The organism is Polaribacter cellanae, assembly GCF_017569185.1.
In the GTDB taxonomy this organism is placed as follows: Bacteria; Bacteroidota; Bacteroidia; order Flavobacteriales; family Flavobacteriaceae; genus Polaribacter; species Polaribacter cellanae.
This window is the reverse complement of the sequence record NZ_CP071869.1, coordinates 3,567,943-3,592,876: the sequence shown is the minus strand read 5'-3', so window position 1 is coordinate 3,592,876 and position 24,934 is coordinate 3,567,943. Positions and strand designations below refer to the sequence as shown.

General features: G+C 30.3%; 23 protein-coding genes and 1 tRNA gene. 8 read left to right on the top strand and 16 right to left on the bottom strand.

From position 1 onward, the window contains the following. Positions 1-27: 27 nt before the first annotated feature. From J3359_RS15990 to J3359_RS15980, 3 genes are all read right to left on the bottom strand, one after another. Positions 28-735, bottom strand: coding sequence for a hypothetical protein (locus J3359_RS15990; RefSeq protein ID WP_208078041.1), 708 nt, complete (start codon positions 733-735; stop codon positions 28-30). Between the two features lie 167 nt (positions 736-902). Then, the gene (locus J3359_RS15985; protein WP_208078040.1) at positions 903-1,568 is read right to left on the bottom strand and encodes a response regulator; all 666 of its coding nucleotides are present in this window, start codon (positions 1,566-1,568) and stop codon (positions 903-905) included. A gap of 291 nt (positions 1,569-1,859) precedes the next feature. After that, positions 1,860-2,291, bottom strand: coding sequence for a DUF4293 domain-containing protein (locus tag J3359_RS15980; RefSeq protein ID WP_208078039.1), 432 nt, complete (start codon positions 2,289-2,291; stop codon positions 1,860-1,862). Positions 2,292-2,493: 202 nt separating this feature from the next. Between J3359_RS15980 and rho the strand changes: the two genes are divergently transcribed. Continuing rightward, positions 2,494-4,206 (top strand): transcription termination factor Rho, encoded by a 1,713-nt coding sequence (gene rho, locus J3359_RS15975; protein WP_208078038.1) that lies wholly within the window; start codon positions 2,494-2,496, stop codon positions 4,204-4,206. A gap of 353 nt (positions 4,207-4,559) precedes the next feature. Here the strand turns inward: rho and J3359_RS15970 are convergent, their stop codons facing one another. The 7 genes from J3359_RS15970 to J3359_RS15940 form a co-directional block, all read right to left on the bottom strand. Next, on the bottom strand, positions 4,560-6,650 hold the full coding sequence (locus tag J3359_RS15970) for a peptidylprolyl isomerase (RefSeq protein WP_208078037.1): 2,091 nt from the start codon (positions 6,648-6,650) through the stop codon (positions 4,560-4,562). Between the two features lie 123 nt (positions 6,651-6,773). Next, positions 6,774-8,039, bottom strand: coding sequence for a hemolysin family protein (locus J3359_RS15965; RefSeq protein ID WP_208078036.1), 1,266 nt, complete (start codon positions 8,037-8,039; stop codon positions 6,774-6,776). A gap of 14 nt (positions 8,040-8,053) precedes the next feature. Next, positions 8,054-8,260, bottom strand: a complete 207-nt coding sequence (locus J3359_RS15960) for a hypothetical protein (protein WP_208078035.1) — start codon at positions 8,258-8,260, stop codon at positions 8,054-8,056. A gap of 4 nt (positions 8,261-8,264) precedes the next feature. Further along, a complete protein-coding gene (gene lptC / locus J3359_RS15955) occupies positions 8,265-8,831 on the bottom strand; it encodes an LPS export ABC transporter periplasmic protein LptC (RefSeq protein ID WP_208078034.1) in 567 nt (188 codons plus the stop codon). Positions 8,832-8,835: 4 nt separating this feature from the next. Continuing rightward, a complete protein-coding gene (locus J3359_RS15950; protein WP_208078032.1) occupies positions 8,836-10,155 on the bottom strand; it encodes a tetratricopeptide repeat protein in 1,320 nt (439 codons plus the stop codon). A 16-nt stretch (positions 10,156-10,171) separates the two neighbouring features. Continuing rightward, complete coding sequence (bamG, locus tag J3359_RS15945; RefSeq protein WP_208078031.1) at positions 10,172-11,458, bottom strand: BamG family beta-barrel-assembly machinery protein; 1,287 nt, start codon at positions 11,456-11,458, stop codon at positions 10,172-10,174. Then, positions 11,455-12,183 carry a type III pantothenate kinase gene (locus tag J3359_RS15940; protein ID WP_208078029.1) on the bottom strand — a complete coding sequence of 243 codons (729 nt, stop codon included), beginning with the start codon at positions 12,181-12,183 and terminating at the stop codon, positions 11,455-11,457. Before J3359_RS15940 ends, bamG begins: the two co-directional genes overlap by 4 nt. Positions 12,184-12,283: 100 nt before the next feature. On the opposite strand from J3359_RS15940, the gene J3359_RS15935 reads away from it, so the two are divergent. Further along, positions 12,284-12,356 (top strand) — tRNA-Phe (locus tag J3359_RS15935). A gap of 99 nt (positions 12,357-12,455) precedes the next feature. Here J3359_RS15935 and J3359_RS15930 read toward each other — a convergent pair. Continuing rightward, on the bottom strand, positions 12,456-13,334 hold the full coding sequence (locus J3359_RS15930) for a LysR family transcriptional regulator (protein ID WP_208078028.1): 879 nt from the start codon (positions 13,332-13,334) through the stop codon (positions 12,456-12,458). 81 nt (positions 13,335-13,415) lie between these two features. Here J3359_RS15930 and hutH point away from each other — a divergent pair, with 81 nt between their 5' ends. From hutH to hutG, 4 genes are read left to right on the top strand one after another with little or no spacing between them, the layout of a single operon-like run. Next, positions 13,416-14,906, top strand: coding sequence for a histidine ammonia-lyase (gene hutH, locus J3359_RS15925; protein ID WP_208078027.1), 1,491 nt, complete (start codon positions 13,416-13,418; stop codon positions 14,904-14,906). A gap of 7 nt (positions 14,907-14,913) precedes the next feature. After that, positions 14,914-16,911: a urocanate hydratase gene (hutU, locus tag J3359_RS15920; RefSeq protein WP_208078026.1), complete on the top strand. Its 1,998-nt coding sequence runs from the start codon at positions 14,914-14,916 to the stop codon at positions 16,909-16,911. Further along, a complete protein-coding gene (gene hutI / locus J3359_RS15915) occupies positions 16,911-18,152 on the top strand; it encodes an imidazolonepropionase (protein ID WP_208078025.1) in 1,242 nt (413 codons plus the stop codon). Before hutU ends, hutI begins: the two co-directional genes overlap by 1 nt. Before the next feature lie 2 nt (positions 18,153-18,154). Further along, positions 18,155-19,120, top strand: coding sequence for a formimidoylglutamase (hutG, locus tag J3359_RS15910; protein ID WP_208078024.1), 966 nt, complete (start codon positions 18,155-18,157; stop codon positions 19,118-19,120). A gap of 100 nt (positions 19,121-19,220) precedes the next feature. Here hutG and J3359_RS15905 read toward each other — a convergent pair whose 3' ends face one another. The 5 genes from J3359_RS15905 to J3359_RS15885 all read right to left on the bottom strand — a co-directional run bounded on the left by J3359_RS15905 (position 19,221) and on the right by J3359_RS15885 (position 23,684). Then, complete coding sequence (locus J3359_RS15905; protein WP_208078023.1) at positions 19,221-20,087, bottom strand: pseudouridine synthase; 867 nt, start codon at positions 20,085-20,087, stop codon at positions 19,221-19,223. A 160-nt stretch (positions 20,088-20,247) separates the two neighbouring features. Then, entirely contained in the window at positions 20,248-21,165 is a 918-nt protein-coding gene (locus J3359_RS15900) for a geranylgeranylglycerol-phosphate geranylgeranyltransferase (RefSeq protein ID WP_208078022.1), read from the bottom strand. Between the two features lie 11 nt (positions 21,166-21,176). After that, a complete protein-coding gene (locus tag J3359_RS15895; protein ID WP_208078021.1) occupies positions 21,177-22,103 on the bottom strand; it encodes a mevalonate kinase family protein in 927 nt (308 codons plus the stop codon). A 54-nt stretch (positions 22,104-22,157) separates the two neighbouring features. Beyond that, positions 22,158-22,562 carry a toxin-antitoxin system YwqK family antitoxin gene (locus J3359_RS15890; RefSeq protein WP_208078019.1) on the bottom strand — a complete coding sequence of 135 codons (405 nt, stop codon included), beginning with the start codon at positions 22,560-22,562 and terminating at the stop codon, positions 22,158-22,160. A gap of 21 nt (positions 22,563-22,583) precedes the next feature. Beyond that, positions 22,584-23,684 carry a diphosphomevalonate decarboxylase gene (locus tag J3359_RS15885; protein ID WP_208078018.1) on the bottom strand — a complete coding sequence of 367 codons (1,101 nt, stop codon included), beginning with the start codon at positions 23,682-23,684 and terminating at the stop codon, positions 22,584-22,586. Positions 23,685-23,994: 310 nt separating this feature from the next. Between J3359_RS15885 and J3359_RS15880 the strand changes: the two genes are divergently transcribed. Continuing rightward, positions 23,995-24,690: a thiamine diphosphokinase gene (locus J3359_RS15880; protein WP_437440104.1), complete on the top strand. Its 696-nt coding sequence runs from the start codon at positions 23,995-23,997 to the stop codon at positions 24,688-24,690. Then, positions 24,656-24,892 (top strand): hypothetical protein, encoded by a 237-nt coding sequence (locus tag J3359_RS15875; protein ID WP_208078016.1) that lies wholly within the window; start codon positions 24,656-24,658, stop codon positions 24,890-24,892. Before J3359_RS15880 ends, J3359_RS15875 begins: the two co-directional genes overlap by 35 nt. Positions 24,893-24,934: the final 42 nt, after the last annotated feature.

Here is a 24,934-nt window from a genome sequence, read left to right as displayed (position 1 = left end):
ATATCTATTTTTTATAAGTGGTAAAAATTATTTATGATAATCAGGAAGGTTTTCTACACTTTCTCCATTACCTATGGAAACTCTTGGCTTTCTTCTCAAAACAGAAGCTTTAGAAGCATATTTTGCACTTGACTTATGGTTAACAAAGTCAATTTTTAAAGGTTTTCCATCTTTATTGTTTAATATTCTGCTATAAGCTTTACTTGAAGCTTTACCTCCTTCTAAATGTACTTCGTAAATATTTTTACTTTCGTTATAAACGAAATCTACAGTAACGTTATCATTCACTTTAAAATCTAAAGAAAATGTACCATCTTCATTTGATGCAATACTGTATTCAGAGAGCATTTCTTCGTTTTTCCCTTTTGCTAAAGCAATATTATCGTCTTCAATTAAAATATAAGGGTTGTTATTGGTGTTTGTATCTACAAAACCAACTTTTAATTCGTTTCCATCGACTATTAAATCTTGCGATTCTTTTCTACTGGCACCTTCATTTGAAGAGTATAAATAAACTTTACTAGAGTTTTTCTTTTCGTTTATAATTTTTTCTGTTCTAACGTTGTCTGGTAAATTATAATCTACGGAATAAGCTCCTTTTGCATCTCTTTTAATTTTAAAAGATTTTAAAAGACTGTTAGATGCTGGTTCTGGAGATAAATTTTCGTCGTTAGAGCAAGAAGTAAATACAAATGCTGTTGCTAATACGAAAGATAGTAATTTTAGAGATTTCATAATAATGTAATTAAATTAAAGATTGATATTAAAATATGTTTTTGGTTAAACTAAATTTATAATAAAATAGGGAAGCAATGTATACATTTATAGTATGTATTGGGGGATTACTTTTTAAGTCGTTTAGGGGTAGATAATATCTTTGACTTAAAAAATGGGGGTAGGTTTTATACTATTTTAAATTTTACGGCATACATTGCTAATCCTATTGATGATTTTACATTTAATTTTTTTAATAATTTTCTTCTATATGTTTCTACTGTGTGATGGCTAACATTTAACTGGTTGGCGATTTCACTGGTGTTATATTCTAAGGTTACTAATCTTAATACTTTTATTTCTCTTTCTGTTAATTTTTCAAATAAAAAATCTTCTGGTGCGTCTCCTATTGGAAGTCGCCCTCCTGTAATCTTTTGTAAAAGTAAACTCTGTATATCGTCGCTAAAATATTGCTCGCCAGCCGCTACTTTTTTTATTGCTTGTATAATGTGCCCTCCAGCATTTCCTTTAGAAATATATCCATATGCACCTAGCTTTAATACTTCGTCTACAATTTTAATATCGTCGTAACTAGATAAAATAATTACTTTTTGATCTATTTTTTGTTTACGAAAATGTTTTAAAACTTCAAAACCATCTAATTCTGGCATCGTAATATCTAAAACTAAAACATCTGCAGTATTTCCTTCTTTATCAAACCAGTCTACTACTTGTTTCCCAGTTAAAGAATATCCTTTGATATTTATTTTTTTTTCTGTCTTTATTACAGCAATTAAACCTTCAATTAATATTTTGTGATCATCTGCTATATGAACGTATATCTTTTTATTCATTTTTACATTACAAATTTAACTTACTATTACATACCAAACAATCCCTGAGCTCCGTATATTTTTCGTATCCCTGAGCTCAGGGATAACTATCCCTGAGCTCAGGGATAGTGGGTTTTTAAATTACTGTAAATCAGGTATTTAAAAATGGTATTTTTTTTACTTTTTGAAACCCTAAATTTACATTTTTAAAATTTTATCGATGGAGAAATGCGTAAAAAATCTTTTAAAATAAAAAAACCGAGAAAAATTTCTCGGTTTTTTTTCGCACTAAATATAACTAAGATGTTAGTTTTATCGCAATCGATCTACAGATTTTACAAGATCTTCATCCTTTTTAATCGCTTTATTTGCTAAAACAATAAGCAAAATAGCTAAAATAGGTATAAACATCCCAATACCTTTCTCGGAAACAGCTGTTTCTCCAGATAAATTTAGAGATAAATAAATCGATAATCCTAATAAAATAAGGTTTACCAAAATTGCTAAGCGACCTATAACAAATTGTAATTTTCTATTTTTATATAAGAAAATAGCTATAAATGTTAAGATGGCTGAAACTAGAAACAATATAGGTATAATTTTTAAACTAAGAGAATTAGAACTCAATAAATCGAATGCAAAAACTTCTCTTTTTAAATTTTCCCACAAATCAAATACAAAAATTAGTCCGCCAGAAATTGCAGATGCTAATAGTAAATATATGGTTTGTATTCTTTGAATCATATCGTTTTTTTACAGTCTCACAAAAGTAGAACATTCTTTTTTAAAAAGAAAATTGAGAACTAAAAAAAAAAGCATATATTTGTTATTACAATAAACCGCACAAAAGCTATTTTATAGTACTATATAGGTAGCCAAATTCAAAAAGAAACTCATACAAATCTTATTACAAATTTAAGATTCATTTTAACTTAATATATACATAATGTTCGAAATCTCGGAACTAAAAGCAAAAACTCTTGCCGATTTGCAAGTAATTGCAAAATCTATTGGACTTAAAAAAACAAGCCAACTTAAAAAATTAGATTTAGTGTATCAAATACTAGATACACAAGCCACTAACCCTACTTCTACAAAAACTGTTGCTACACCAACAAATAAAGATTCAGTAAAAACTGATAAACCTAAAAGAAAAAGAGTTAGCAAAAAACCACAAGCGGATCATAACAGCACAGATAACAAAACTGCTGAAGCAAAACCTCAAGAAACAAATGTTCCTGAAGTTAAAAATTCTGATACTAAAACAGAAGAAAGACCTAAAAAGGTAATTAGACCAAGAACTAAAACACCTCTTAAAAAGGAAAACACTTCTGATACGAAAAAAGAAAATGTTGTTAAGAATAATGATTCACAGGAGAAAAAAGCTCCAAATCATTCTCCAAAACAGCAAAAAAACCCAAATCAGAAAAACACCAATTCGAACCAAAAAAATAAAAACACCAATCAAAATAGAGATAAAAACAACTCTAACAGAGGTAATGGAAATAAATCTAGTAACAGATATAGAGATCCAGATTTCGAATTTGATGGAATTATAGAAAGTGAAGGTGTTTTAGAAATGATGCCAGATGGTTATGGTTTCTTACGCTCGTCTGACTATAACTATTTATCTTCTCCTGATGATATTTATGTTTCTCAATCTCAAATTAAATTATTCGGTTTAAAAACTGGAGATACTGTTAAAGGAAATGTTCGTCCGCCAAAAGAAGGTGAGAAATATTTTCCTTTAATTAGAGTTTCGAAAATTAATGGATTAAACCCTAATATTGTTAGAGATCGTGTTTCTTTTGAGCATTTAACGCCATTATTTCCTCAAGAAAAATTCAATTTAGCAGAAAAAGGAAGTTCTTTATCTACAAGAATTATCGATTTATTTTCTCCAATTGGAAAAGGACAACGTGGTATGATTGTAGCACAACCTAAAACTGGTAAAACCATGTTATTAAAGGATGTTGCGAAGGCAATTGCAACGAACCATCCAGAAGTATATCAAATTGTTTTATTAATTGACGAGCGTCCTGAAGAAGTTACAGATATGCAAAGAAGCGTTCGTGGAGAAGTAGTTGCTTCTACTTTCGACGAACCTGCAGACAAACACGTAAGAGTAGCCAATATTGTTTTAGAAAAAGCAAAACGTTTGGTAGAGTGTGGGCATGATGTTGTTATTCTTTTAGATTCTATAACTCGTTTGGCAAGAGCTTACAATACAGTTGCACCTGCTTCTGGAAAAATACTTTCTGGTGGTATAGATGCAAATGCTTTACACAAACCAAAGCGTTTCTTTGGAGCTGCTAGAAATATAGAAAATGGTGGTTCTTTAACCATTATTGCAACTGCACTTACAGAAACAGGTTCTAAAATGGACGAAGTAATTTTCGAAGAATTTAAAGGAACAGGTAATATGGAACTTCAGTTAGACAGAAATATTTCTAACCGTAGAATTTACCCAGCAATCGACTTAATTAAATCTTCTACAAGAAGAGACGATTTATTGTTAGATGCAAATAATGTGCAAAGAATGTGGGTTTTACGTAAGTATTTAGCAGATATGAACCCGATTGAAGCAATGGAATTTATAAATGAAAGAATTAAGTTCTCTAAAAATAACGAAGAGTTTTTAATTTCTATGAACGGATAATTTTTTTAACTTTTTAAATATAACAAAACCTTTTTGATTACTCGAAAAGGTTTTTTTGCGTGTATTTTTGAAAACAAAACCTATTTGGGTATACAGGTTTAAATTGAAAAACAGTTAGTTTTCAAGAAAATTAAAAGTGTTTGGCAAAATTTCTCTTGAAGTTGTGGATTTTACTAAACTAATATTTACCAACTATTTTAGTTTTAAAATACAGCATTCCTAAGACCATTTCTGCACTAAAATTACCATAATAAAACACGCTTTTTTCCTCTTTATTTCAAAATATCTTTTAACCAAAAAAAATCCGCTCACAATGTAAACGGATTTAATATTCTATAAAATGATTCTATTGTTTAGTTAGAAACATACATGTTTGCTCTATTATCTTCAATATCTGAAGCTTCTTTTAAAGCCTCATACATTTTAAATGTAAGTCTTTTTCTTGCTTCAGCAATTTTCTTTCTATTAGAATCGTAGTTTGGTAAAGCTGTTGGTAAGTTTCTTTCTGTAACTTTAAAGGCATACACTCCTCTGCTTCCTGCAATATTGTTATACATTTTATTTAATTCAGCATTATACATTGCTCCTACAACTTTAGGCTCTGCTCCAACACCACTTAAAGTTGGTGTTTTTAAGTTAATTCCGTTTGCAGTTCTAACAGTTACGTTATTGGCTTTGGCAATTTCTTGTAAATCGGCTCCATTAAATTTTTCTGAAAGTATAGCTGCTTTCTTTTCGTTTAACAAAATTGGTCTTACTCTATTGATAGCTTTATCTACAGGCATTAAACCTTTTTCTGTTTTTCCTGTTATAATTGCAACTACGTGACTACCTTCTATATCGAAACGCTTAAAATCTCCTGTTTTTAGGTGTTTCTCAAATGCCCAAGAAACAATTGGTCTTTGATTACCAATACCTGGTACACTCTCGTCTAAAACTTTTAAACCAACTGCAGATCTTAAATTGTAGTTGTTATCTTTTGCAACTTGTGCATAATCTTTATTATTAGAAATCGCCAATGCAAATTGCTCTGCTTTTTGGAATACTTCGTTTTCTGTTTTTTCTGAAGCAACAATTTTTCTGCTAAATGTAGCTAATTTTAAAACTTTTTGTTCGTTTTTAGTTTCATCTATTTTTACAATATGAAAACCAAAAGGAGTTTTTACAACATCTATAGTTCCTTTTTTGTTTGTAAAAGAAAAATCTCTAAAAGCAGGTGTCATTCTATTGTAATTAAACCAATCTAAATCTCCTCCTTTTTCTGCATTCGATTTATCTGAAGAAAATTCTTTTGCTAAATCTGCAAATTTGCTACTTCTTCTTTTTACAACAGTAAGAATGCTGTCTGCTAATTTCTTAGCTTCGTCTTCCGACCTTGTAACATCTGGAGTTGCTCTTTGTGCACCAACAAAAGGTATTAAAATATGGCTTGCTTTTACTGAATCTGGCATTTTAGAAATTTCTACAATTTTAGAAACTTTAAAATATCCTTGATCTTTATAAGGTCCAAATACATCTCCTTTATCTCCTGCAAAAATTTCGTTTGCAATGGTTTGGTTAATGTTTACATTGTACTTATAGTTTTCATCTAAAGGAGTTTCAGAACCATTTTCGTTTAAGAAATCTTTGTTGTTTGAAGTCTTTTTAAAGTCTTCGATTAAAGTGGCTAAATCTGCCTTTATTGCTTCTTCGTCTTCTGGAGTTGCAACAATATCGAACTTTACGTAAGAAATATCACGAGATGCATCCACTTGAAATTGAGCTTTGTGGTTTTTAATATATGCTTTTACATCCGACTTTTTAATTTTAACCAAACTATCTGCTACAGTAGAATAAGGAACATACACAAACTGGGCATTTACTTTCGTGTTCTCTATCATATACTCGTTTTCGCCTTCTTTTAAAGAAGCTCCTAAACCAGCAGTTATTAATTTGTTGTACGTACTTGTTTCTGCATTATCTTTAATTTGGTTCATGTAATTAGACCAAGCAGTCCATAATTGAGGGTTGTTCTCTTTTGTATCTGCTAAGAATTGTTTGAACTTTCCTTCGTCAAACAAACCAGCTTCATTTTGAAATTGAGGGCTATTACTTACAGAAGGAGAATTTATTACTTCGTTCCAAACATCTTGTTCTCCAACAGTAATACCAGCTTCTTCTAATTGGTTTTTGTAAATCTTTTTTCTAACAATGTTATCCCAAACAGATTTTGCTGCTTGCATTTCAGAAACTCTACCACCAGTTTGTTGTTTATATGCTTCTAAAGCGGTTGCAAATTCTTGTCTAGAAACTGTTTCGCCATTTATTTCTCCAACCTCATTTACTTTGCTAGAGTTAAAAAAATCTCCTAAAGTAGAAGGGTCTAGTACAAAAGCAAAAAGTGCTAAACCAATAATAATTATTAAGAACATCGAACGTTCTCTAATTTTTGATAAAATTGCCATACTTAATTTAATTTATTTTCAGTTGGCGAATATACGATTTGGGTTTTAATATTGCAACCCATTTTAAACATATTAATGGTAAGGTAGATAGCAATTTAAAGGAAAGATTTGCGAAAGTTTTTTTTAATCGTCTTCTAATTGAATTTTAAGAGAAACCTCGTCGATTTTAGCACTGCTTGTTTTTAAGATTCTAATATCAAAGCCCTCAATATCAACCACTTCGTTTTCTTGTGGAATATTTTCTGTATGGTTAATTATAAAACCTCCTAAGGTTTCGTAAGCTTCGGACTTTGGAATGTTTAAACCATATTCTTCATTTAAATAATCTACTTCTAATCGTGCCGAAAAATTAAATGTGCTTTCATTTACTTTTTCTTCTAAAAACTCTTGAGAGTCGTGCTCGTCTTCAATTTCTCCAAAAAGTTCTTCTACGATATCTTCTACAGTTATCATACCTGAAGTTCCTCCATATTCGTCTACTACAATTGCAACGCTTTTGCGTTTTTTCATTAAATTGTTTAAAACGTTATTAATCATCATAGATTCTGGTGCAAATTCAACAGGAAGCAAGATCGATTTTATGGTTTTTGGTCTTTTAAAAAGCTCGAATGCGTTTACATACCCAATAACATCGTCCATAGAAGTTTTATAAACTACTATTTTAGACAAACCAGTTTCTATAAATAACCTTTTTAAATTCGATACTTTTTCGTGAATTTCTACTGCAATAATCTCGGTTCTTGGCACCATAACCTCTCTTGCTTTTACATTATGGAACTCTAATGCATTCTGGAAAATTTGAATTTCGGAATCCATTTCTTCGTCTTCATTTCCAGTTTCTAACTGCTCTGTTATGTAGTTTCCTAATTCTTCTTTACTAAATTCCGTTTGTTGCTCATCTGCATTTGTTTTGAAGAAAATACGTAGAATAAAATCGGAAATTATGGTGATAAATTCTGAAAAATAATGAAATAATATATAGAATATATAGGCAGGAACTGCAAAAATCTTTAAGACTTCGTTTGCATAAATTCTAAAAATAGCTTTTGGTAAAAACTCTGCCGTAATTAAAATTACAATGGTAGAGATTATGGTTTGTATTAACAGAATTGTAAAGTCGTTATAACCTTCTATAGGAAGAATTCTTACCAGAAAAGCTCCCATATAATAACTATAAACCACCAAAGAAATATTATTACCTACTAACATTGTGGTAATAAATTTTGAAGATTTTTGGGTAATTCTATTTAAGATTTTAGGAATAAACCCCTCTCTTTTCTTTTCTAATTCTATGTGAAGTTTGTTAGCCGAGACAAACGCAATTTCCATTCCCGAAAAAAATGCGGAAAGAATTATGGATAAAAAAATAATAATCAGCTCAATTTCCATTCAGAAATTTTAAACTATTGTTGTTTGTTTTGGTTGTTTCTTTTTTCTACTTTTTTTCTAAAGTGTCTTTTAAAGAAAAATACTAAAATAATAAAAATAGCAAAGCCTAAAAATAAATAAGATCTATTTCTGTTTAGATTCCATTGCACATATGTTTCTACTAAACAAATAAAAGCCACCATTAAATAGCCATACTGAAAAAATTTCCAAAGTCTGTTCATAATTTTATTCTTCTTTAGTTTCTAATCTTCCTGTTGTTTTTTTGGCTAAATGTTTGGTTAAATCTTCTTTACACTCGAACCCAATTCCAACAATTGTATCTTTATTTTGATACATTGTAAAAGGGGCTTCAGAAACGAAATACTTTGTTTTTTGATCCCAAAAAAGCTGGTCTGTTTCTAATCTCGATTTATCTGTATGATTTATTACAACAACATTTCCTTTTATTTCCGAAATTTCGGTTTTCGAATATGTTAAAGCATAATCGCCAATAACTGTTACAGAATCTTTTCCTTTGTTTTCAAAGTTAATAATTTTTAATCCTTTTGGAAACTCGTTGTAAGGATGTTCTTTTCGATTGCTATAATCTAACAACAAAGGTGTAATTAATTTCGAGGTAATTCGTCCAGAATCTTTATAAACATGGTATGCATCTTTTGCTTTACCAATTGGAAGATTTTTTTCCTCTAAAAAGTTACGAACTTCTTCTGTAGAGTTAGAACAAGAAAAAAGCATTACTGTAAAAACGTATACAGTAATGCTTTTTAATGCTATTTGTAGGTAGTTTCTCACAAAACTATTTTTTTGGAATTGTAACTGTTTCTCCAATCCAACATTTTATTTTAAATTTACCTCCTGGAGTTGCACCAGCTGTAAAAATTACAGATTGATTTGGTGAGTTCGCTGTATAATTTCTAATATATTTCCCAGCAGTAGAAGAAATACTAGGATCTACAGCTGCTGCTCTTCTTGCTTTATTTAAAGCAGCAACATATACCATTCTTTTTTCGAATTCGTTACCACCACAATTGTTAACACTAGAAGCGTATAAACTTGCGATAAATAAATAAGCTCTACCAAAATTTGGATTGAAATTTAATGCTTCTCTAGCTAAGCTTCTTGCTTTGCTAAACTGACCTCTATCTTTTGCTGCATGTGCAAACTTTAATTTATACTTTGCTTTCTTTAAAGGATCTGTTTCTAAATTAAATGATTTCTCTCTCATTTCATTCGCTCCAGAAGAATCTCCATTATCTTCCAACACATTTGCCAAGAAAGCATAAGCCTCTGGAGATGGAGAAGCTTCTGCATACGCTCTTACTAATTTTTGATACAATGGGTCTTTTTGACAACCTTTATTAAACATTCTAGAAACAGCTCTCTTTAACCAAACTGCATTCGATTTATTTGCTTCAAATTCTCTTTCATATAAAGGTACTAAACGCTCGCAAGTAGCTATTTCTGAAATAATATGATCTAAACCACCTTCTACTTGACCTAAAGCTCTTGAATTTCTAGAATAAGCATGAATTAATTTTTTATTTGCAATTGTATCTACAGACAATTTCTTCAATTTAGCTGCATATATATCTAATTTCTTACTAATACTTTCCATTACATCATCATAGGTATCAAAAACTTTTTGTGGGTTTGTATCTTTGTTTCTATCTGTTACCCCTTGGAAATATAAATATAAGTTTTTAACTCCCATTTTTGATGGGTTGATATTGTATCCCTTTTCAAGAATTGCAAAAACCTCTGCCTCTGAAGCTAATTTATTATCTGCTAAATACGTAGCATAATCACTATGTACTTTTGCAGGGTTATCGTTAGGAAAATATTGTAAACGCTGTTCGTAAACTCTTTTTGCTAATGCTGGGTCTTTTCTAATATCTTCTGCTAGAGTAGATCCATACTTGTAAATATTTACAGACAAGTCTTTACATTCGTCCATTAATTTTATCCAATTTACATATGCTTCATCATATTTCTTAGATTTAAAATCACCTAAAAATAAATTGTATTTTTTTGTACATTCCATTTTTGCATCCTGTGCATTTGTTTTTACCATGTTTAAGAACAACATCGCTGCTAATAAAAACGTAATTTTCTTCATTTTAATAGTTTTATAATTAATCAATTTTTCTCTTTATAAACCAACTTTCCGATAACGACAAACTTAATCTAAGGTTAAAATAATTCTCTTGAATTAATTTGTTAGCTGTAGTACCTCTTTTGCCAAATTCAAATCCTAAATTAACATTAGAAAGTTGTTTCATTGGTAAACCTAAACCAAAAGATATGCCAAAGTCGTTAATTGTGGTAAAATTCGAACCTGTTCCAGAACCATCTACAGATAACCCAGTTTTTCCAAACCTAATCCCTGCTCTATAAGTAACTCTATCCCAGTAACTTGATATTGAGTTAATTCTAGGTAAATAGTAACCTCCTAAAGAAAATCTATTAGAGTCTTTATATCTATAAGCTGTATTTGTGTTGGATAGAGATCCTAAAACCTGTATTGCATCTTGGTTCTCGTACTCTAAACCAACATACCATTTGTCAAACCCACCAAAACCTATTCCTAAAATACTTTTTAAAGGCATTCTATATTTTCCTCTTACAGCTTTACTTGATAAGGTTTTTCTTGGAACATCTCCTCCATTAGCACCAATTGTAAGAGAATATAAATATTCGTTTCCTGTAACTCTTAAGTCGTTTCCTAATTTAAAAGTGGCACCAGCATTCCAATATAAATTCTTTTTAAGTATTTTTTGATATTGAGAACCAAATGTAACAGAACCTCCTCTTACAATATTGTCTTCTTTATACTTAGTAGCCAAACTTACATTAGCAATTTGATTTGTTATGTTGTTTTCTATACTTCCAAAACTATAATCTAATTCGATTCCAATAGAAAAATCTTTAAAAATTTTCATTCCAAAGCTTCCGTAAATTCTATTGATACCACCATCTCCTTCGTAAAGTGTAATTGCTTTTAAATCTCCATTTACATCAAAAGAATTATTTTTTAAAGAATATCCAACAGAAGAAACTGGTTGTAATCCTAAAGAGAAACCAGCCTTGCTGCCAATAGGAAATCCTAGAGCGATATATCTTAAACTTGTGGTCGTAGATTTTTGCTTTTCTCCATCACTTTTTATTGTTAAATCGTTATTTAAAACACCAAAAGCATATGTTGTATATCTTAAATATGCATTTGCTGCAGGATTTGTAAAATTTAAATATTTGTAGTGGTTATAAGCTACTCCTATACCTCCCATACTACTTTGTTCTACAGTTCTTGGACTAAACTCGTCTCCTATTCCAAAGAAAGAATATGGTGATGAATTTGTTTTTTGTGCCAATAAAGTTGTAGAAGTTATGAGTAAAAATACTACTAAAATCTTTCTAATCATTTGTATCCGTTAAATATCAATATTTCATTTAATCCTTTATGGAGCAAATTTTGAGTGGCAAATATGCTACTTTTTAATTGTTTTGACAAGAATTTTATGTCTCCTCCTGTTAAAAGTATTGTTAAATCCACATATTTATTATTATAATCTGCAATAATACCATCTATCTCTTTTACAACTCCGTGTAAAACTCCAGAAATTATACTTTCTTTCGTGTCTTTTCCAACAAATTCTTTTAATTCAACAACATCTATTAAAGGCAAATTGGCTGTAAAAGTATGCAAAGCTTTATATCTTAAATGAATTCCTGGAGAAATTGCGCCTCCTAAATATTCCGATTTCTCATTTACAAAATCGAAAGTAATACACGTTCCTGCATCGATAATTAAAACGTTTTTATTTGGAAATTGTTTTACAGCTCCAGAAACTAAAGCAATTCTATCTACTCCTAAAGTAAGTGGAGTTTTATATAAATTGATAAAAGGAAGTTTCATTTTAGAGGAAACGACTTGTAAATTGACGATTTCTTGTAATTTTTTCATCTTTTTTTCTGAAATTGTCGCAACATTTGAGATAATTCCATTAGAAATTGAATGTTTTTTTAAAATTTTTTGAATTTCTGAAATTATTTTTTTTTTGTCAAAAAACATTGTTTCCACGAGGTTATTTCGCTTAAAAACAGCTGTTTTAACTCTTGTATTTCCGACATCTATTGTTAGGTTCATTTGGATGTTTTAGATAAAAATCAAAAGTACAACAGAAATTTTTTAAATTTTCTTTAGTAGATGTAAAAAAACATTTTATATTTGCATCCGCTAAGGCAATGGTACCTTAGCTCAGTTGGTAGAGCAAAGGACTGAAAATCCTTGTGTCCCTGGTTCGATTCCTGGAGGTACCACTTAAAAACCCTGTAAACTTAATGTTTATAGGGTTTTCTGTTTTTAGTTACCCAATCGTTGCCAAAAAATTAAAATTTCAACTGCCTTATACCTTCATTCTAAATCAACTTTAAAAAGTCATTCAATATTAAATTTCCATTTTTTTTATTCCAAATTACGGAAAGCGTTGTTTTCTGAGAAATCATATCTAACTCAATAAACTTTATTTTATAACCTCTTTTCTGTGCTAAAGATTTGGGTACAATTGAAATTCCAAAATTATTTTCCACCAATTTATAGATAGAATCCGAATGAATTGTATTGTGAGAAACAATGGGGGTAAAACCATAATCATCAAAAATTTGCATTACTTTTTCGTAATAAGATGTACTGTATTTAGAATCGAAAAGAATAAATTGCTCGTCTTTAAATTGTGCTAAACTTTTAAAATTTTCTTTATTTATAGCATGATTTTCAGGCAACACCAAACAGAAAAATTCTTTTAAGATGGTTTTTATCTCTAAAGTCCTTGGCACTCTTTCTAAACGAACAAAACCAACATCAATAGAAAAAGATAGTAAATCATCAATTTGTTTTTGATTGTCTAATTCCTTTAAATCGAATAAAATATCAGGATGATTTTTCTCGAAAATCAATAATAAATTAGGAATTACGTCTTGCATGGCAGAACCAACATAGCCAATTCTTAATTTGCCTTTTTTCCCTTGATGCAACAATTTAGCGTTTGTAAATGTATTGGATAACTCTTTTAATTGCAATGATAACTCTTCCTTTAAATACAATCCTGCATTGGTTAAACTCACATTTCTATTATTTCTTTCAAACAAAATCACACCCAACTCTTCTTCCAAATGTTTTATCTGTGTACTTAAACCTGGTTGCGAAATAAATAATTTTTCAGCCGCTTTTCTAAAATGTAATTCTTCTGCAACTGCTAAAAAATATTTAATGTGTCTTAATTCTATTTGATAACTCATAATTATTAATTAACTTAATAAATAGTATTATTAGTTATCAAAAGTAACCATAACTTTGTAAAACACAAACTATACATAACGATGTTTAAATACGGAATAGATACACTTACCACAGATAAAGTAATTGCCATTTCTAATGGTAAATTAAAAGGTTTTATTAATGATGAAGCAAAAGAAAGAATAATTTCTTGTAGAAAAAAGGTAGAAACCATCACTAAAAACAACAAAGCTGTTTATGGAATAAACACTGGTTTTGGCCCTTTATGTGATGTGCAGATTTCTCCTAAGCAAACAAACCAACTTCAAACCAATTTATTAATTACACACGCAGTTGGTGTTGGTGAAAATATTGACAAAAACATCTCTAAAATAATGATGATTTGCAAAGTTCATGCTTTGTGCCAAGGGTATTCTGGTATTCGATTAAAACTGATTGAACGTATTATTTATTTTATTGAAAACGACTTATTGCCAACCGTTCCAAAACAAGGTTCTGTAGGCGCATCAGGTGATTTAGCGCCACTTTCTCATTTATTTTTACCATTAATTGGTGAAGGCGATTTTTGGATTGATAATAAAATTATTCCTGCAAAAGAAGTATTAAAAAACCACAATTTAAAACCTTTAGAATTACATGCAAAAGAGGGTTTAGGTTTGATAAATGGAACGCAATTTATTTTAGCACACACCATAATCGGACTCAAAAAAATGGAATATTTGTTAGATTTAGCCGATGTTTCTGGAGCAATGAGTATCGAAGGTTACAAAGGAAGCGCCTCTCCATTTAAAGAAGAGTTACACAAGATACGCCCTTTTAAAGGCAGTTTAAAAGTAGCAGAAAGAATGAGAATGTTGTTCGAAAATTCTCAAAACATTACTTCTCATGAAAATTGCGAACGTGTACAAGACCCTTATTCGATGCGTTGTATTCCGCAAGTTCACGGGGCGAGTAGAAACGCTTTTTATCATTTACAAGAATTGGCAGAAATAGAAATGAATTCTGTGACAGACAACCCAATTGTTTTAAGTGAAACTGAAGCAATTTCTGGAGGAAATTTTCATGGACAGCCTTTGGCAATGGCGTTAGATTATTGCTCCATTGCAGCATCCGAATTAGGAAATATTGCAGACAGACGTTGTTATTTATTATTAGAAGGCAAATATGGTTTGCCAAGATTATTAACCAAAAGTGGTGGCTTAAATTCTGGTTTTATGATTCCTCAATACACCACTGCAGCTTTAGTTACAGAGAATAAATCGTTGTGCTTCCCTCCTTCTGCAGATAGCATTCCAACTTCTTTAGGGCAAGAAGACCATGTTTCTATGGGAAGTATTTCTGGGAGACAATTCAATGAAATTTTAGAAAATTTAGAGAAAATAGTAGCGATTGAATTAATGTACGCTGCACAAGCATTAGAATTTAGAAGACCCAATACTTTTTCTTCGATTATTGAAAAAAATCATGCAATTATTAGAGAAAAAGTTGATAAATTAGAAGACGATAGGCTTTTAAAAGACGACATCAATCACATGATTCTGTTAGTAAAAACACAAAAATTAATTGTAAAATAGTATTAAGATGACATTTAAAGAACTAATTTTACAAGGAATTCCAGCAAAACTTCCAACTAAAAAAAACTATCCAAAAGACGCAAATAGAGCCCCAAAAAGGAAGGATATTTTGTCGTTAAAAGAAAAACAATTAGCACTAAAAAATGCGCTGCGCTATTTTCCAAAAGATTGGCACAAAGAATTATCTGTGGAATTTGCGGATGAATTAAAGGAATTTGGTAGAATTTATATGTACAGATTTAAACCAGATTACAAAATATTTGCACGAGATATTTCAGAATATCCTGCAAAAACCCAACAAGCAGCAGCAATTATGTTAATGATTCAAAATAATTTGAATCCTGATGTTGCACAACATCCAGAAGAATTAATTACCTATGGAGGAAATGGTGCCGTTTTTCAAAATTGGGCACAATATCTTTTAGTGATGCAATATTTAGCGGAAATGACGGACGAACAAACTTTGCATTTGTATTCTGGACACCCAATGGGTTTATTTCCATCTTCTAAAAACGCACCAAGAGTTGTGGTTACAAACGGAATGGTAATCCCAAATTACTCAAAACCAAATGATTGGGAAAAAATGAATGCATTAGGCGTTTCTCAATATGGACAAATGACAGCTGGTTCTTTTATGTATATTGGCCCACAAGGAATTGTGCATGGAACTACGATTACAGTGATGAATGCTTTCAGAAAAATTTTAAAAAAGGGTGAAAACCCGAATGGAAAAATCTTTTTAACTGCTGGTTTAGGAGGTATGAGTGGGGCACAGCCAAAAGCTGGAAATATTGCTGGCTGTATTACAATTTGCGCGGAAGTAAACCCAAAAGCAGCTACAAAAAGACACGAACAAGGTTGGGTAGATGTTTTAATTAATGATATTGATTTGTTAGTTGAAAGAACTTTAAAAGCACAACAAAATAAAGAAGTCGTTTCCATCGCATTTATTGGAAATATAATTGATGTTTGGGAACGTTTCGACGAAGAAAATATTTTTATTCATATTGGCTCGGACCAAACATCGCTTCATATTCCTTGGACTGGTGGTTATTATCCTGCTGATGTATCTTACGAAGAATCGAATATTCTAATCAAGGAAAACCCAGAACTTTTTAAAGAAAAAGTGCAAGCATCTTTACGAAGACATGCAAAATCCATTAACAATCATACGAAAAAAGGAACCTACTTTTTCGATTATGGAAACGCTTTTTTATTGGAAGCTTCCAGAGCTGGAGCAGCTGTAATGGCAAAAAATAATATCGATTTTAAATATCCTTCTTACGTGCAAGATATTTTAGGACCTATGTGTTTCGATTATGGTTTTGGACCTTTTAGATGGGTTTGTGCGTCTGGAAAACCAGAAGATTTAGACAAAACAGACGAAATCGCTGCCAATGTTTTGCAAGAAATTATGGAGAATTCTCCTGAAGAAATTCAATTGCAAATGCAAGACAACATCACTTGGATACAAAATGCGAAAAACAATAAAATGGTTGTCGGTTCGCAAGCAAGAATTTTATATGCAGATGCAGAAGGTCGTGTAAAAATAGCCACAGCTTTTAACAATGCTATTAAAAATGGCAAAATTGGCTCAATAATTTTAGGAAGAGATCATCATGATGTAAGTGGAACAGATTCTCCTTTTAGAGAAACTTCCAATATTTATGACGGAAGTAAATTCACAGCAGACATGGCAATACACAATGTTATTGGCGACAGTTTTAGAGGCGCAACTTGGGTTTCCATCCATAATGGTGGTGGTGTTGGTTGGGGAGAAGTAATTAATGGTGGTTTTGGAATGTTGTTAGATGGTACAAAAGAAGCCGAAGAAAAATTAAAAAACATGCTTTTTTATGATGTAAATAACGGAATCGCAAGAAGAAGTTGGGCAAGAAACAATGAAGCTATTTTCGCCATTAAAAGAGAAATGGAAAGAACACCAAATTTAAAAATTACTTTGCCTAACTTCGTGGAAGAAAATCTTTTAAAAGAATTATTTTAATGAACCTCCTTTTTAAAAATATCAAAGAATTAATTCAGGTAAGAAAAACACATGTTAATTTTCTCTCAGGAAAAGAAATGAGCATTTTACCCACCATAAAAAACGCTTTTTTATTGGTTGAAAACGGACTGATTTCAGATTTTGGTGATATGAAAGATTGCCCAAAAATTAATATAAAAACGATTGATGCAACAGGAAAAATGATTTTACCTTCTTGGTGCGATTCACATACGCATTTAGTTTTTGCTGGCAATAGAGAAAATGAATTTGTCGATAGAATAAATGGACTTTCATACGAAAAAATCGCTAAAAATGGTGGTGGCATTTTAAATTCAGCAAAAAGACTACAACAAACTTCGGAAGAAGATGTATACAACCAAAGTAAAGTTCGTTTGGAAGAAATTATCCAATTAGGAACTGGTGCTGTCGAAATTAAATCGGGTTATGGTTTAACGAAAGACGCCGAATTAAAAATGCTGAGAGTCATTAAAAAACTAAAAGAAAATTATCCAATTGAAATAAAAGCTACTTTTTTAGGTGCACACGCTGTTCCTGCCGAATATAAAAAAAACAAAAGGGGTTATTTACAAATGTTAATTAACGACATTCTACCAACCATTCAAAAAGAAAATTTGGCAGATTTTATAGATATTTTTTGTGAAACTGGTTATTTTTCTGTGGAAGACACTCAACAAATTTTAGAAGCTGGAAAAAAATATGGATTGACTGGGAAAATTCATGTCAATCAGTTTACAGCTATTGGAGGCATACAAGTTGGCGTGGAAAATAAAGCGCTTTCTGTAGATCATTTAGAAGAAATGAGAGCAGAAGATATTGCAGTTTTAAAAAACACCAAAACAATGCCAGTCGCTTTACCTGCTTGTTCTTATTTTTTAAGCATTCCTTATACACCTGCAAGAAAAATGATAGATACTGGTTTGCCTTTAGCCTTGGCAACAGATTACAATCCTGGTTCTTCGCCTTCTGGAAACATGAATTTTGTTGTTGCTACTGCCTGCGTAAAGATGAATATGACTCCAAAAGAAGCCATAAATGCTGCAACAATTAATGGTGCTTATGCTATGAATTCTCAAAATGAAGTGGGTTCTATTACCAAAGGAAAATTGGCAAATCTAATATTAACAAAAGAAATTAATTCTTATAACTTTATTCCTTATTCTTTTGGAAATCATCAAATTGAAAAAGTATTTTTAAAAGGAAAAGAAATTTTAAAATCTTAATTATGAGTTTTTTCAATAACTTAAAAGTTGATTATTCTGCTGGTAATATAAAAGATTGGACTGGTAGAAAAACAGCTCTTGAAAATCAATATTGGTATCAAAATATTCAAGTTTCAAATATTAAAAATGAAAATTTTAATGATGAAATACATATTGGATTAATAGGATATTCTTGTGATGAAGGTGTTCGAAGAAACCAAGGTAGAGTTGGTGCAAAAAAAGGTCCTGCAAGTGTTCGAAATAAATTAGGAAAAATTCCAATTCATTTCAACAATAGAAATATCGTAGATTTTGGAGACATCATTTGTGTTGATAATCATTTAGAAGATTGCCAAAAAGCGCTTTCAAAAACCATTAGCAAACTAATTTCTAACAATGTTTTGCCAATTGCAATTGGTGGTGGTCATGATATTGCTTATGCTAATTTTTCAGGAATTAAAGATGTTTTAAAAAACTCAACAAAAAATAACATAGGAATTATAAATTTTGATGCGCATTTCGATTTAAGAACTGTTGAAACGCAACCAAATTCAGGCACTCCTTTCAATCAAATTTTATCAGAATATAAAGATGTTTCTTATTTTGCTATTGGAATTCAGCAACAATCTAATACCAAAGAATTATTTGAAATTGCTACTAAAAACAACGTTTCTTATGTTTCTAATTTTGAATGCGAAATGTTTTCCGAGGATTTAAAAAACAAACTGAATTCATTTATCAAAACAGTAGATTATTTATACATCACCATCGATTTAGATGGTTTTTCATCAGCATTTGCAACTGGCGTAAGTGCTCCTTCTCCACTTGGTTTTAGCCCAAACTTTGTGTGCAAAGCTTTAGAATTTTTATTCGAAAGTAAAAAAATAATTTCTTGCGATATTGCAGAGTTAAATCCAGCTTTTGATGTTGACAACAATACTGCCAATTTAGCCGCAAAATTGTTGGATTTTATGGTTTTAAACGCATAAAAAACCTTTTAGAATATCATTTCTAAAAGGTTTTATTATGTATTCTCGACTTTAGCCTGTCTTGAGCGAAGACGAAAGGCTCGAACGGACAATCGTTTAATTATTTTAACATTTGAAGATTACTAACTTCTTGGTTTGTTAATTCTCTCCATCTTCCTCTTGGCAAGTTTTTCTTTGTTAATTCAGCAAAAATTACTCGGTCTAATTTATTTACTTTGTAACCTACATGTTCGAAAATTTTACGAACAATTCTGTTTCTACCTGAATGAATTTCGATTCCGACTTCACTTTTCGATTCTCCATCTACGTAAGAAACAGCATCAATAAATACTTTTCTTCCCTCAATAACCACATCTCCTCTAAGTTTTTCTAAATCTTTTAAATCTAACTTTCTATCTAAGGAAGCGTGGTATAATTTACGAACATTGTGTTTTGGATGCGTTAATTTCTTTGCCAAATCTCCATCATTTGTAAACAACAATAAACCTGTAGTGTTTCTATCCAAACGTCCAACAGGATAAATTCTTTCTTTGGATGCATTTGCTATCAATTCCATAACCGTTTTTCTTCCTCGATCATCATCCATTGTTGTAATGTAATTCTTTGGCTTGTTTAAAAGTACGTACTTTTTTTGCTCTGGAGTAATGGAAGTTCCATCGAATTTTACAATGTCATTCGGTTGAACTTTGTACCCCATTTCCGTTACTAATTTTCCATTTACCTCTACACTTCCATGCTCGATATAGGTATCCGCTTCACGACGTGAGCAAATTCCTGAGTTCGCAATGTATTTGTTTAAACGAATTCCTGCAGATTCATTAGCTTTTGGAGCTTCTTTCATCTTTTTAAATTCTTTTCTTGGAGCACCTGACTCCTTAGAAGTTGTAGTTTTTTTTCTTTTACGACTTAGAGGCACACTTTTCTTGCCTTCTTGTCGTCCTCTCGACGAGTTTCTATCTGATTTCATTATAAAAAATTTTTGCAAAGTTAGTGAAACTTAATTTTTAAAAGTTGCTTTGCAACGCATTAAAAATTATTAGTTGAACGAATTTCGTTTTTTAAAGAGATCTCAAGAAAATATTAAGAAATTTATAGTTGTATTCGTTAATTTTATTAAAACAAAAATCTTAATTCAATCGATTAATAACCTTTTCTAAAAGTAAAGAAGTATCAATAAAAATTAAACATAAAACCCCAATTAATAAAAGCAATTTTAAAGTATTATGTAGTATTCTATATTGATTTTTTGAATTTGATTTCCACAAGTAAAAACCAACGAAAATTAAAATAATTAATGCGAAATAAAAATAATATTGCATATAACTTAATGAGGCATAATTCAATAAAATTGCGATCGGAAATACAGTAAAAATTAACAATAGAATAGAAAATTGTTTTGTTTTTTTTTCTCCATAAACCACTGGAAATGTTGCATAATTGTTTGCTAAGGCTCCTTTTAAGTTTTCTAAATCTTTAATTAGTTCTCGTACCATAATCACTAAAAACAAAAAAATTGCATGCAAGAAAATTATTTTTGAAAAATTACCATAATAAACAAATACTGCAAAAAATGGTAGTATTGTTAGAATAGTCGCAGAAATTACGCCAATAAAAGGGTGTTTTTTTAACTTGTGAGAATACAACCAAATTCCAAAAATATAAATTGAAAAAAACAATGCTGCTCTCCAAGAAATTAAAATTCCAAAAGCAAAACCTGTAAAATTTAATAAGAAATAAAGCCTTAATTTTGTAGACTGTTTTACATAACTATCTAAACCTGCTTTTAGAGGTCTGTTAATTTTATCGACCTTTGCATCGTAAAAATTATTAATAATATAGCCACCAGCAATTACAAAAACGCAAGCCAATACTAAATATAATAGGTGTAAATCGAAAACAACTTCTCTTAAGGATTTTGATGGCGAGAAAATAAAAATAGCTGCTAAATATTGTGCTAAAACTAAAACTAAAATATTATAACCTCTTACAGCCGAAAATAAACTAAAGAATTTAAATGTAATTTGTTTTGCTTTTGAGATACTCATAAAGACTTTATTTAGAACCTATAAACTAATTCTAATTTGTAGTCTTTTAAACTTTTTTGAGCTTTTTCATAATCTTCAGTAAAACCTAAAATATAACCTCCACCACCAGAACCACACAATTTTAAGTAGTAATCGTTTGTTGCAATTCCATTTTCCCAAACTTTATGAAAAGCAGCAGGAATCATAGGTTTAAAGTTTTTAAGTACTAATTTAGATAATAATTTTACATTGCCAAACAAAGATTTTACATTTCCATGTAAAAAATCTTCGATACAAGCATCTGTAGTAGTTGCAAAATCTTCACTTATCATTTTTCTAAAACCTTCGTTTTTCATCTTATTCATAAAGATGTTTACCATCGGCTCTGTTTCTCCAATTTGCTCTGAATCTAATAAGAAAACCGCTCCTTTTCCTTCTTTTTGAGATGGAATTCCTGCAGGTTCTATATTTTCTTTAGAATTGATTAATATTGGTAAGCTTAAGTAACTGTTTAAAGGGTCTAAACCAGAACTTTTTCCATGAAAAAAAGATTCCATCAAAGAAAAAATCTGTTTTAATTTTAACAATTTATCTCTTGTTAAATTTTCTAAAACTGTAATTTTATCAATGGCGTATTTATCGTAAATAGAGGCAACTAAAGCACCAGAACTTCCAACCCCATATCCTTGTGGAATGGAAGAGTCGAAATACATTCCGTTATCGATATCGGTTTTAAATTCTTTTAAATTAAAAGAAACAATATCCGTTTTTAAAGAAGCTAAATACTCATAAAAACGTTCTAAATTTCCATTAGAAACTTTTGCTTTTCCTCTAAGGTTTTTAGAAGATTTTAATGCACCTCTGTAGGTGTTAAACGGAATTGCTAAACCTTTAGAATCTTTTATAATTCCATATTCTCCAAAAAGAAGAATTTTAGCATAAAATAATGGTCCTTTCATTTTTCTTTAAATAGTATTGCAAAAATACGAATTAAAATCTTAACAGTAAATTAGTTAGTTGTTTTTATAATAAATCTTCCAAACGCCCACTTTTTTACCTTTTTTATATCGTCCTTTTTCTTTAATTTTTCCGTTTTTATAATAGGTTTTCCATGTTCCATCCTTTAAACCTTCTTCAAATTTTCCAGTGGTTTTTAGTTCTCCAGAATCGTAGTATTCAGAATATTTTCCATCTGGTTTTCCACTAACATAATAAACTTCTTTTACTTTTTTACCAGAAATATAGTAATCTATAACTCGTTCTTTTTCGGTTTTATTTTCTGAAGTAACTCTGTAATAAACAGCTTTATCTCTGGTTGTTATATTCCAGTTTACATCGAACCAAATTTTTTCTTGTGCAGAAAAATCTGTCGCAAAAAAACTAAATAATAAAAAAAATAAGATATAAGTAATTTTCATAAACCGATTTTATAAAATTGATTAAAGTTGTTTTGATCCAAAACCAACGGAATCATAAATATACTGTTTTTTTTGACAATAATTTGCCAACTCACTCTCAATAAAACAATTAACAGCTTCTTTTTCTAAAAAAGGATATAAAACATGTACATTCGCACCAGCATCTAAAGTAAAACAAATATTGCTGTTATTTTCTTCGCGATAACTCCAAATTTTATTGATAATTTCCAAGGTATTTGGTTTCATTAAAATGAAGTAAGGGTTGCTGGTCATCATCATTGCATGCAAGGTTAATGCTTCACTTTCTACCAAATTTACAAATGCTTTTATATCTCCATTTTGTAGTATTTCTGATAGTTTTCCTAAATTATCATTGGCTTGCACAAACCTGTTTTCTGCATACGGATGATCGGTCATTAAATTATGACCAACTGTACTCGAAACCTGTTTTTCTCCTTTATCTACCAACAAAATAGTGTCTTGATAGTTCTCAAAAACCGAATGTACTTTATGTGGAAATTTTACACCAAATAAATCTGAGCTTCCTTCAATTTCCGGATGATTTCCCCAAACAACCAAAGGCCCTTCTACACTTCTACTTGCACTTCCAGAGCCTAATCTTGCTAAAAACGAAGCTTTTTTATTGATGTATTCTAATGATAAACCCGAACTCAATTCATTTTCTAAACTCATTAAACACATTGCAATGGCGCTTAAACCACTCGCTGAAGATGCAATTCCGCTTGAATGAGGGAAAGAATTCTCTGAATTTATTATCATTTTATACTCAAAAATATACGGACAATATTCTGCTACTCTTTTAAAAAATTCTGCAATTTTAGGTTTAAATTCGTCTTTTTGTTTTCCTTCGAAAAAAAGATTGAAATCTACCAATTTATCAGATTCTGAAACAAGTTCAGAATTTCGCTTGCGTTCAAATTCGATGGTTGTAATTGTGTGACAATTATCTAGCGTAAAACTAATGGATGCATTTTTAGGAATTTGCGGATTGCTTTTCCCCCAATATTTTACCAAAGCAATATTACTTGGTGTTTGCCACGTAAAAGTTGCTTTTTCAATATTTTTTAAAGCTGATTTTGGAATGAATTGTGCTGTGCTCAAAAGTCTTAAATTTGGGGTAAAGATAAAACTATTTCTCAGAATTTTTAACCAACTTTTTAAGTACATTTTCTTTGTAACTTCTACTAATTGAAATTACACTTTTACCAATTTCAACAAATTCGTTTGTGTACGAATTTATGTATTTAATATTTACAATAAAAAACGATAAATTCTCTCGGTTTATTTGCTTTGGTGTTGGGCTTTTTAGGAATTATAATTGGTTTTATTAGTGTTTTTGGTGCCACTTCTAATGCAACAGGCGTTTCTCAATCGGTTTAATTTTGAAGAAAAATAAATACCCAAACAATTTATGAACACCCATATCATTAATTTTGAAATGGGTATTTTTGTTACAATGAAACCTACAAAAGTTTTTTTATTATTAAATGGTGAAGCTCCAAAAGAGCTTCCGAATTTATCTAATTACAGTATTATTTGCGCCACAGATGGTGCTTACCAATTTTTGAAAGAAAACAAAATTACACCTTACTTTATTAGTGGTGATTTTGATTCTCTTACAGATATTCCTAAACATATTAAAGTAATTTCAACTCCAAATCAAGATTTTACAGATTTCGATAAAATATTGCAAATTCTTTTTGACAAGGGTTTTTATACTATTGATGTTTTTGGGGCAAGTGGAAAAGAACAAGACCATTTTTTAGGAAATTTACACACCGCTCTTCAATGGAAAGAAAAATTAAAACTTACTTTTTTTGATAATTATGGATATTATTTTTTAGCTGAAACAACAACAAAAATTGATGATTGTTTAGATAAAACAGTTTCATTATTTCCTTTTCCAACCGCTACAAATATTACTACAAAAGGACTTCAATACCCTTTAAATAATGAAGATTTAGATTTTAGTAAAAGAATTGGCACACGAAACAAAGCAATTGAAAACAATGTAAACATCACTTTTAATAGTGGAGATTTGTTTATTTTTATCAATAATAAAGACATTAATAATGAACAGAAAAATAAAATTACTGTGGGATTTTAGAGGACAAGATGCCAAAGAAACCGCAAAACATCATACCATTCATTTAAAAGATTTTGCGGAAGCAGAAAAACTTCCTTTCTTTGAAATTGACATAATTGAAAAAAATCCAATGTTTTCTTCAGCATTTATAATTGTAGATGAAAGTAATATGAAAATCTACAGAGATGCACTAAAACCACATCGTGGAGAAATTGCTGAGTAATTAAGAAGAACTTGGTTTGTTTGTAATCTAAAAAAACTACTA

Coding starts and splice junctions, on each gene's coding strand:
- J3359_RS15900 (WP_208078022.1), bottom strand. CDS start 21,165: ATGAGTATCTCAAAAGCAAAACAAATTACATTTAAATTCTTTAGTTTA.
- J3359_RS15890 (WP_208078019.1), bottom strand. CDS start 22,562: ATGAAAATTACTTATATCTTATTTTTTTTATTATTTAGTTTTTTTGCG.
- J3359_RS15950 (WP_208078032.1), bottom strand. CDS start 10,155: ATGAAGAAAATTACGTTTTTATTAGCAGCGATGTTGTTCTTAAACATG.
- J3359_RS15990 (WP_208078041.1), bottom strand. CDS start 735: ATGAAATCTCTAAAATTACTATCTTTCGTATTAGCAACAGCATTTGTA.
- J3359_RS15875 (WP_208078016.1), top strand. CDS start 24,656: ATGAACAGAAAAATAAAATTACTGTGGGATTTTAGAGGACAAGATGCC.
- hutI (WP_208078025.1), top strand. CDS start 16,911: ATGAACCTCCTTTTTAAAAATATCAAAGAATTAATTCAGGTAAGAAAA.
- J3359_RS15895 (WP_208078021.1), bottom strand. CDS start 22,103: ATGAAAGGACCATTATTTTATGCTAAAATTCTTCTTTTTGGAGAATAT.
- J3359_RS15930 (WP_208078028.1), bottom strand. CDS start 13,334: ATGAGTTATCAAATAGAATTAAGACACATTAAATATTTTTTAGCAGTT.
- J3359_RS15940 (WP_208078029.1), bottom strand. CDS start 12,183: ATGAACCTAACAATAGATGTCGGAAATACAAGAGTTAAAACAGCTGTT.
- hutH (WP_208078027.1), top strand. CDS start 13,416: ATGTTTAAATACGGAATAGATACACTTACCACAGATAAAGTAATTGCC.
- J3359_RS15985 (WP_208078040.1), bottom strand. CDS start 1,568: ATGAATAAAAAGATATACGTTCATATAGCAGATGATCACAAAATATTA.
- J3359_RS15960 (WP_208078035.1), bottom strand. CDS start 8,260: ATGAACAGACTTTGGAAATTTTTTCAGTATGGCTATTTAATGGTGGCT.
- J3359_RS15905 (WP_208078023.1), bottom strand. CDS start 20,087: ATGAAATCAGATAGAAACTCGTCGAGAGGACGACAAGAAGGCAAGAAA.
- bamG (WP_208078031.1), bottom strand. CDS start 11,458: ATGATTAGAAAGATTTTAGTAGTATTTTTACTCATAACTTCTACAACT.
- J3359_RS15880 (WP_437440104.1), top strand. CDS start 23,995: ATGAACACCCATATCATTAATTTTGAAATGGGTATTTTTGTTACAATG.
- hutG (WP_208078024.1), top strand. CDS start 18,155: ATGAGTTTTTTCAATAACTTAAAAGTTGATTATTCTGCTGGTAATATA.
- J3359_RS15980 (WP_208078039.1), bottom strand. CDS start 2,291: ATGATTCAAAGAATACAAACCATATATTTACTATTAGCATCTGCAATT.
- rho (WP_208078038.1), top strand. CDS start 2,494: ATGTTCGAAATCTCGGAACTAAAAGCAAAAACTCTTGCCGATTTGCAA.
- J3359_RS15965 (WP_208078036.1), bottom strand. CDS start 8,039: ATGGAAATTGAGCTGATTATTATTTTTTTATCCATAATTCTTTCCGCA.
- J3359_RS15970 (WP_208078037.1), bottom strand. CDS start 6,650: ATGGCAATTTTATCAAAAATTAGAGAACGTTCGATGTTCTTAATAATT.
- hutU (WP_208078026.1), top strand. CDS start 14,914: ATGACATTTAAAGAACTAATTTTACAAGGAATTCCAGCAAAACTTCCA.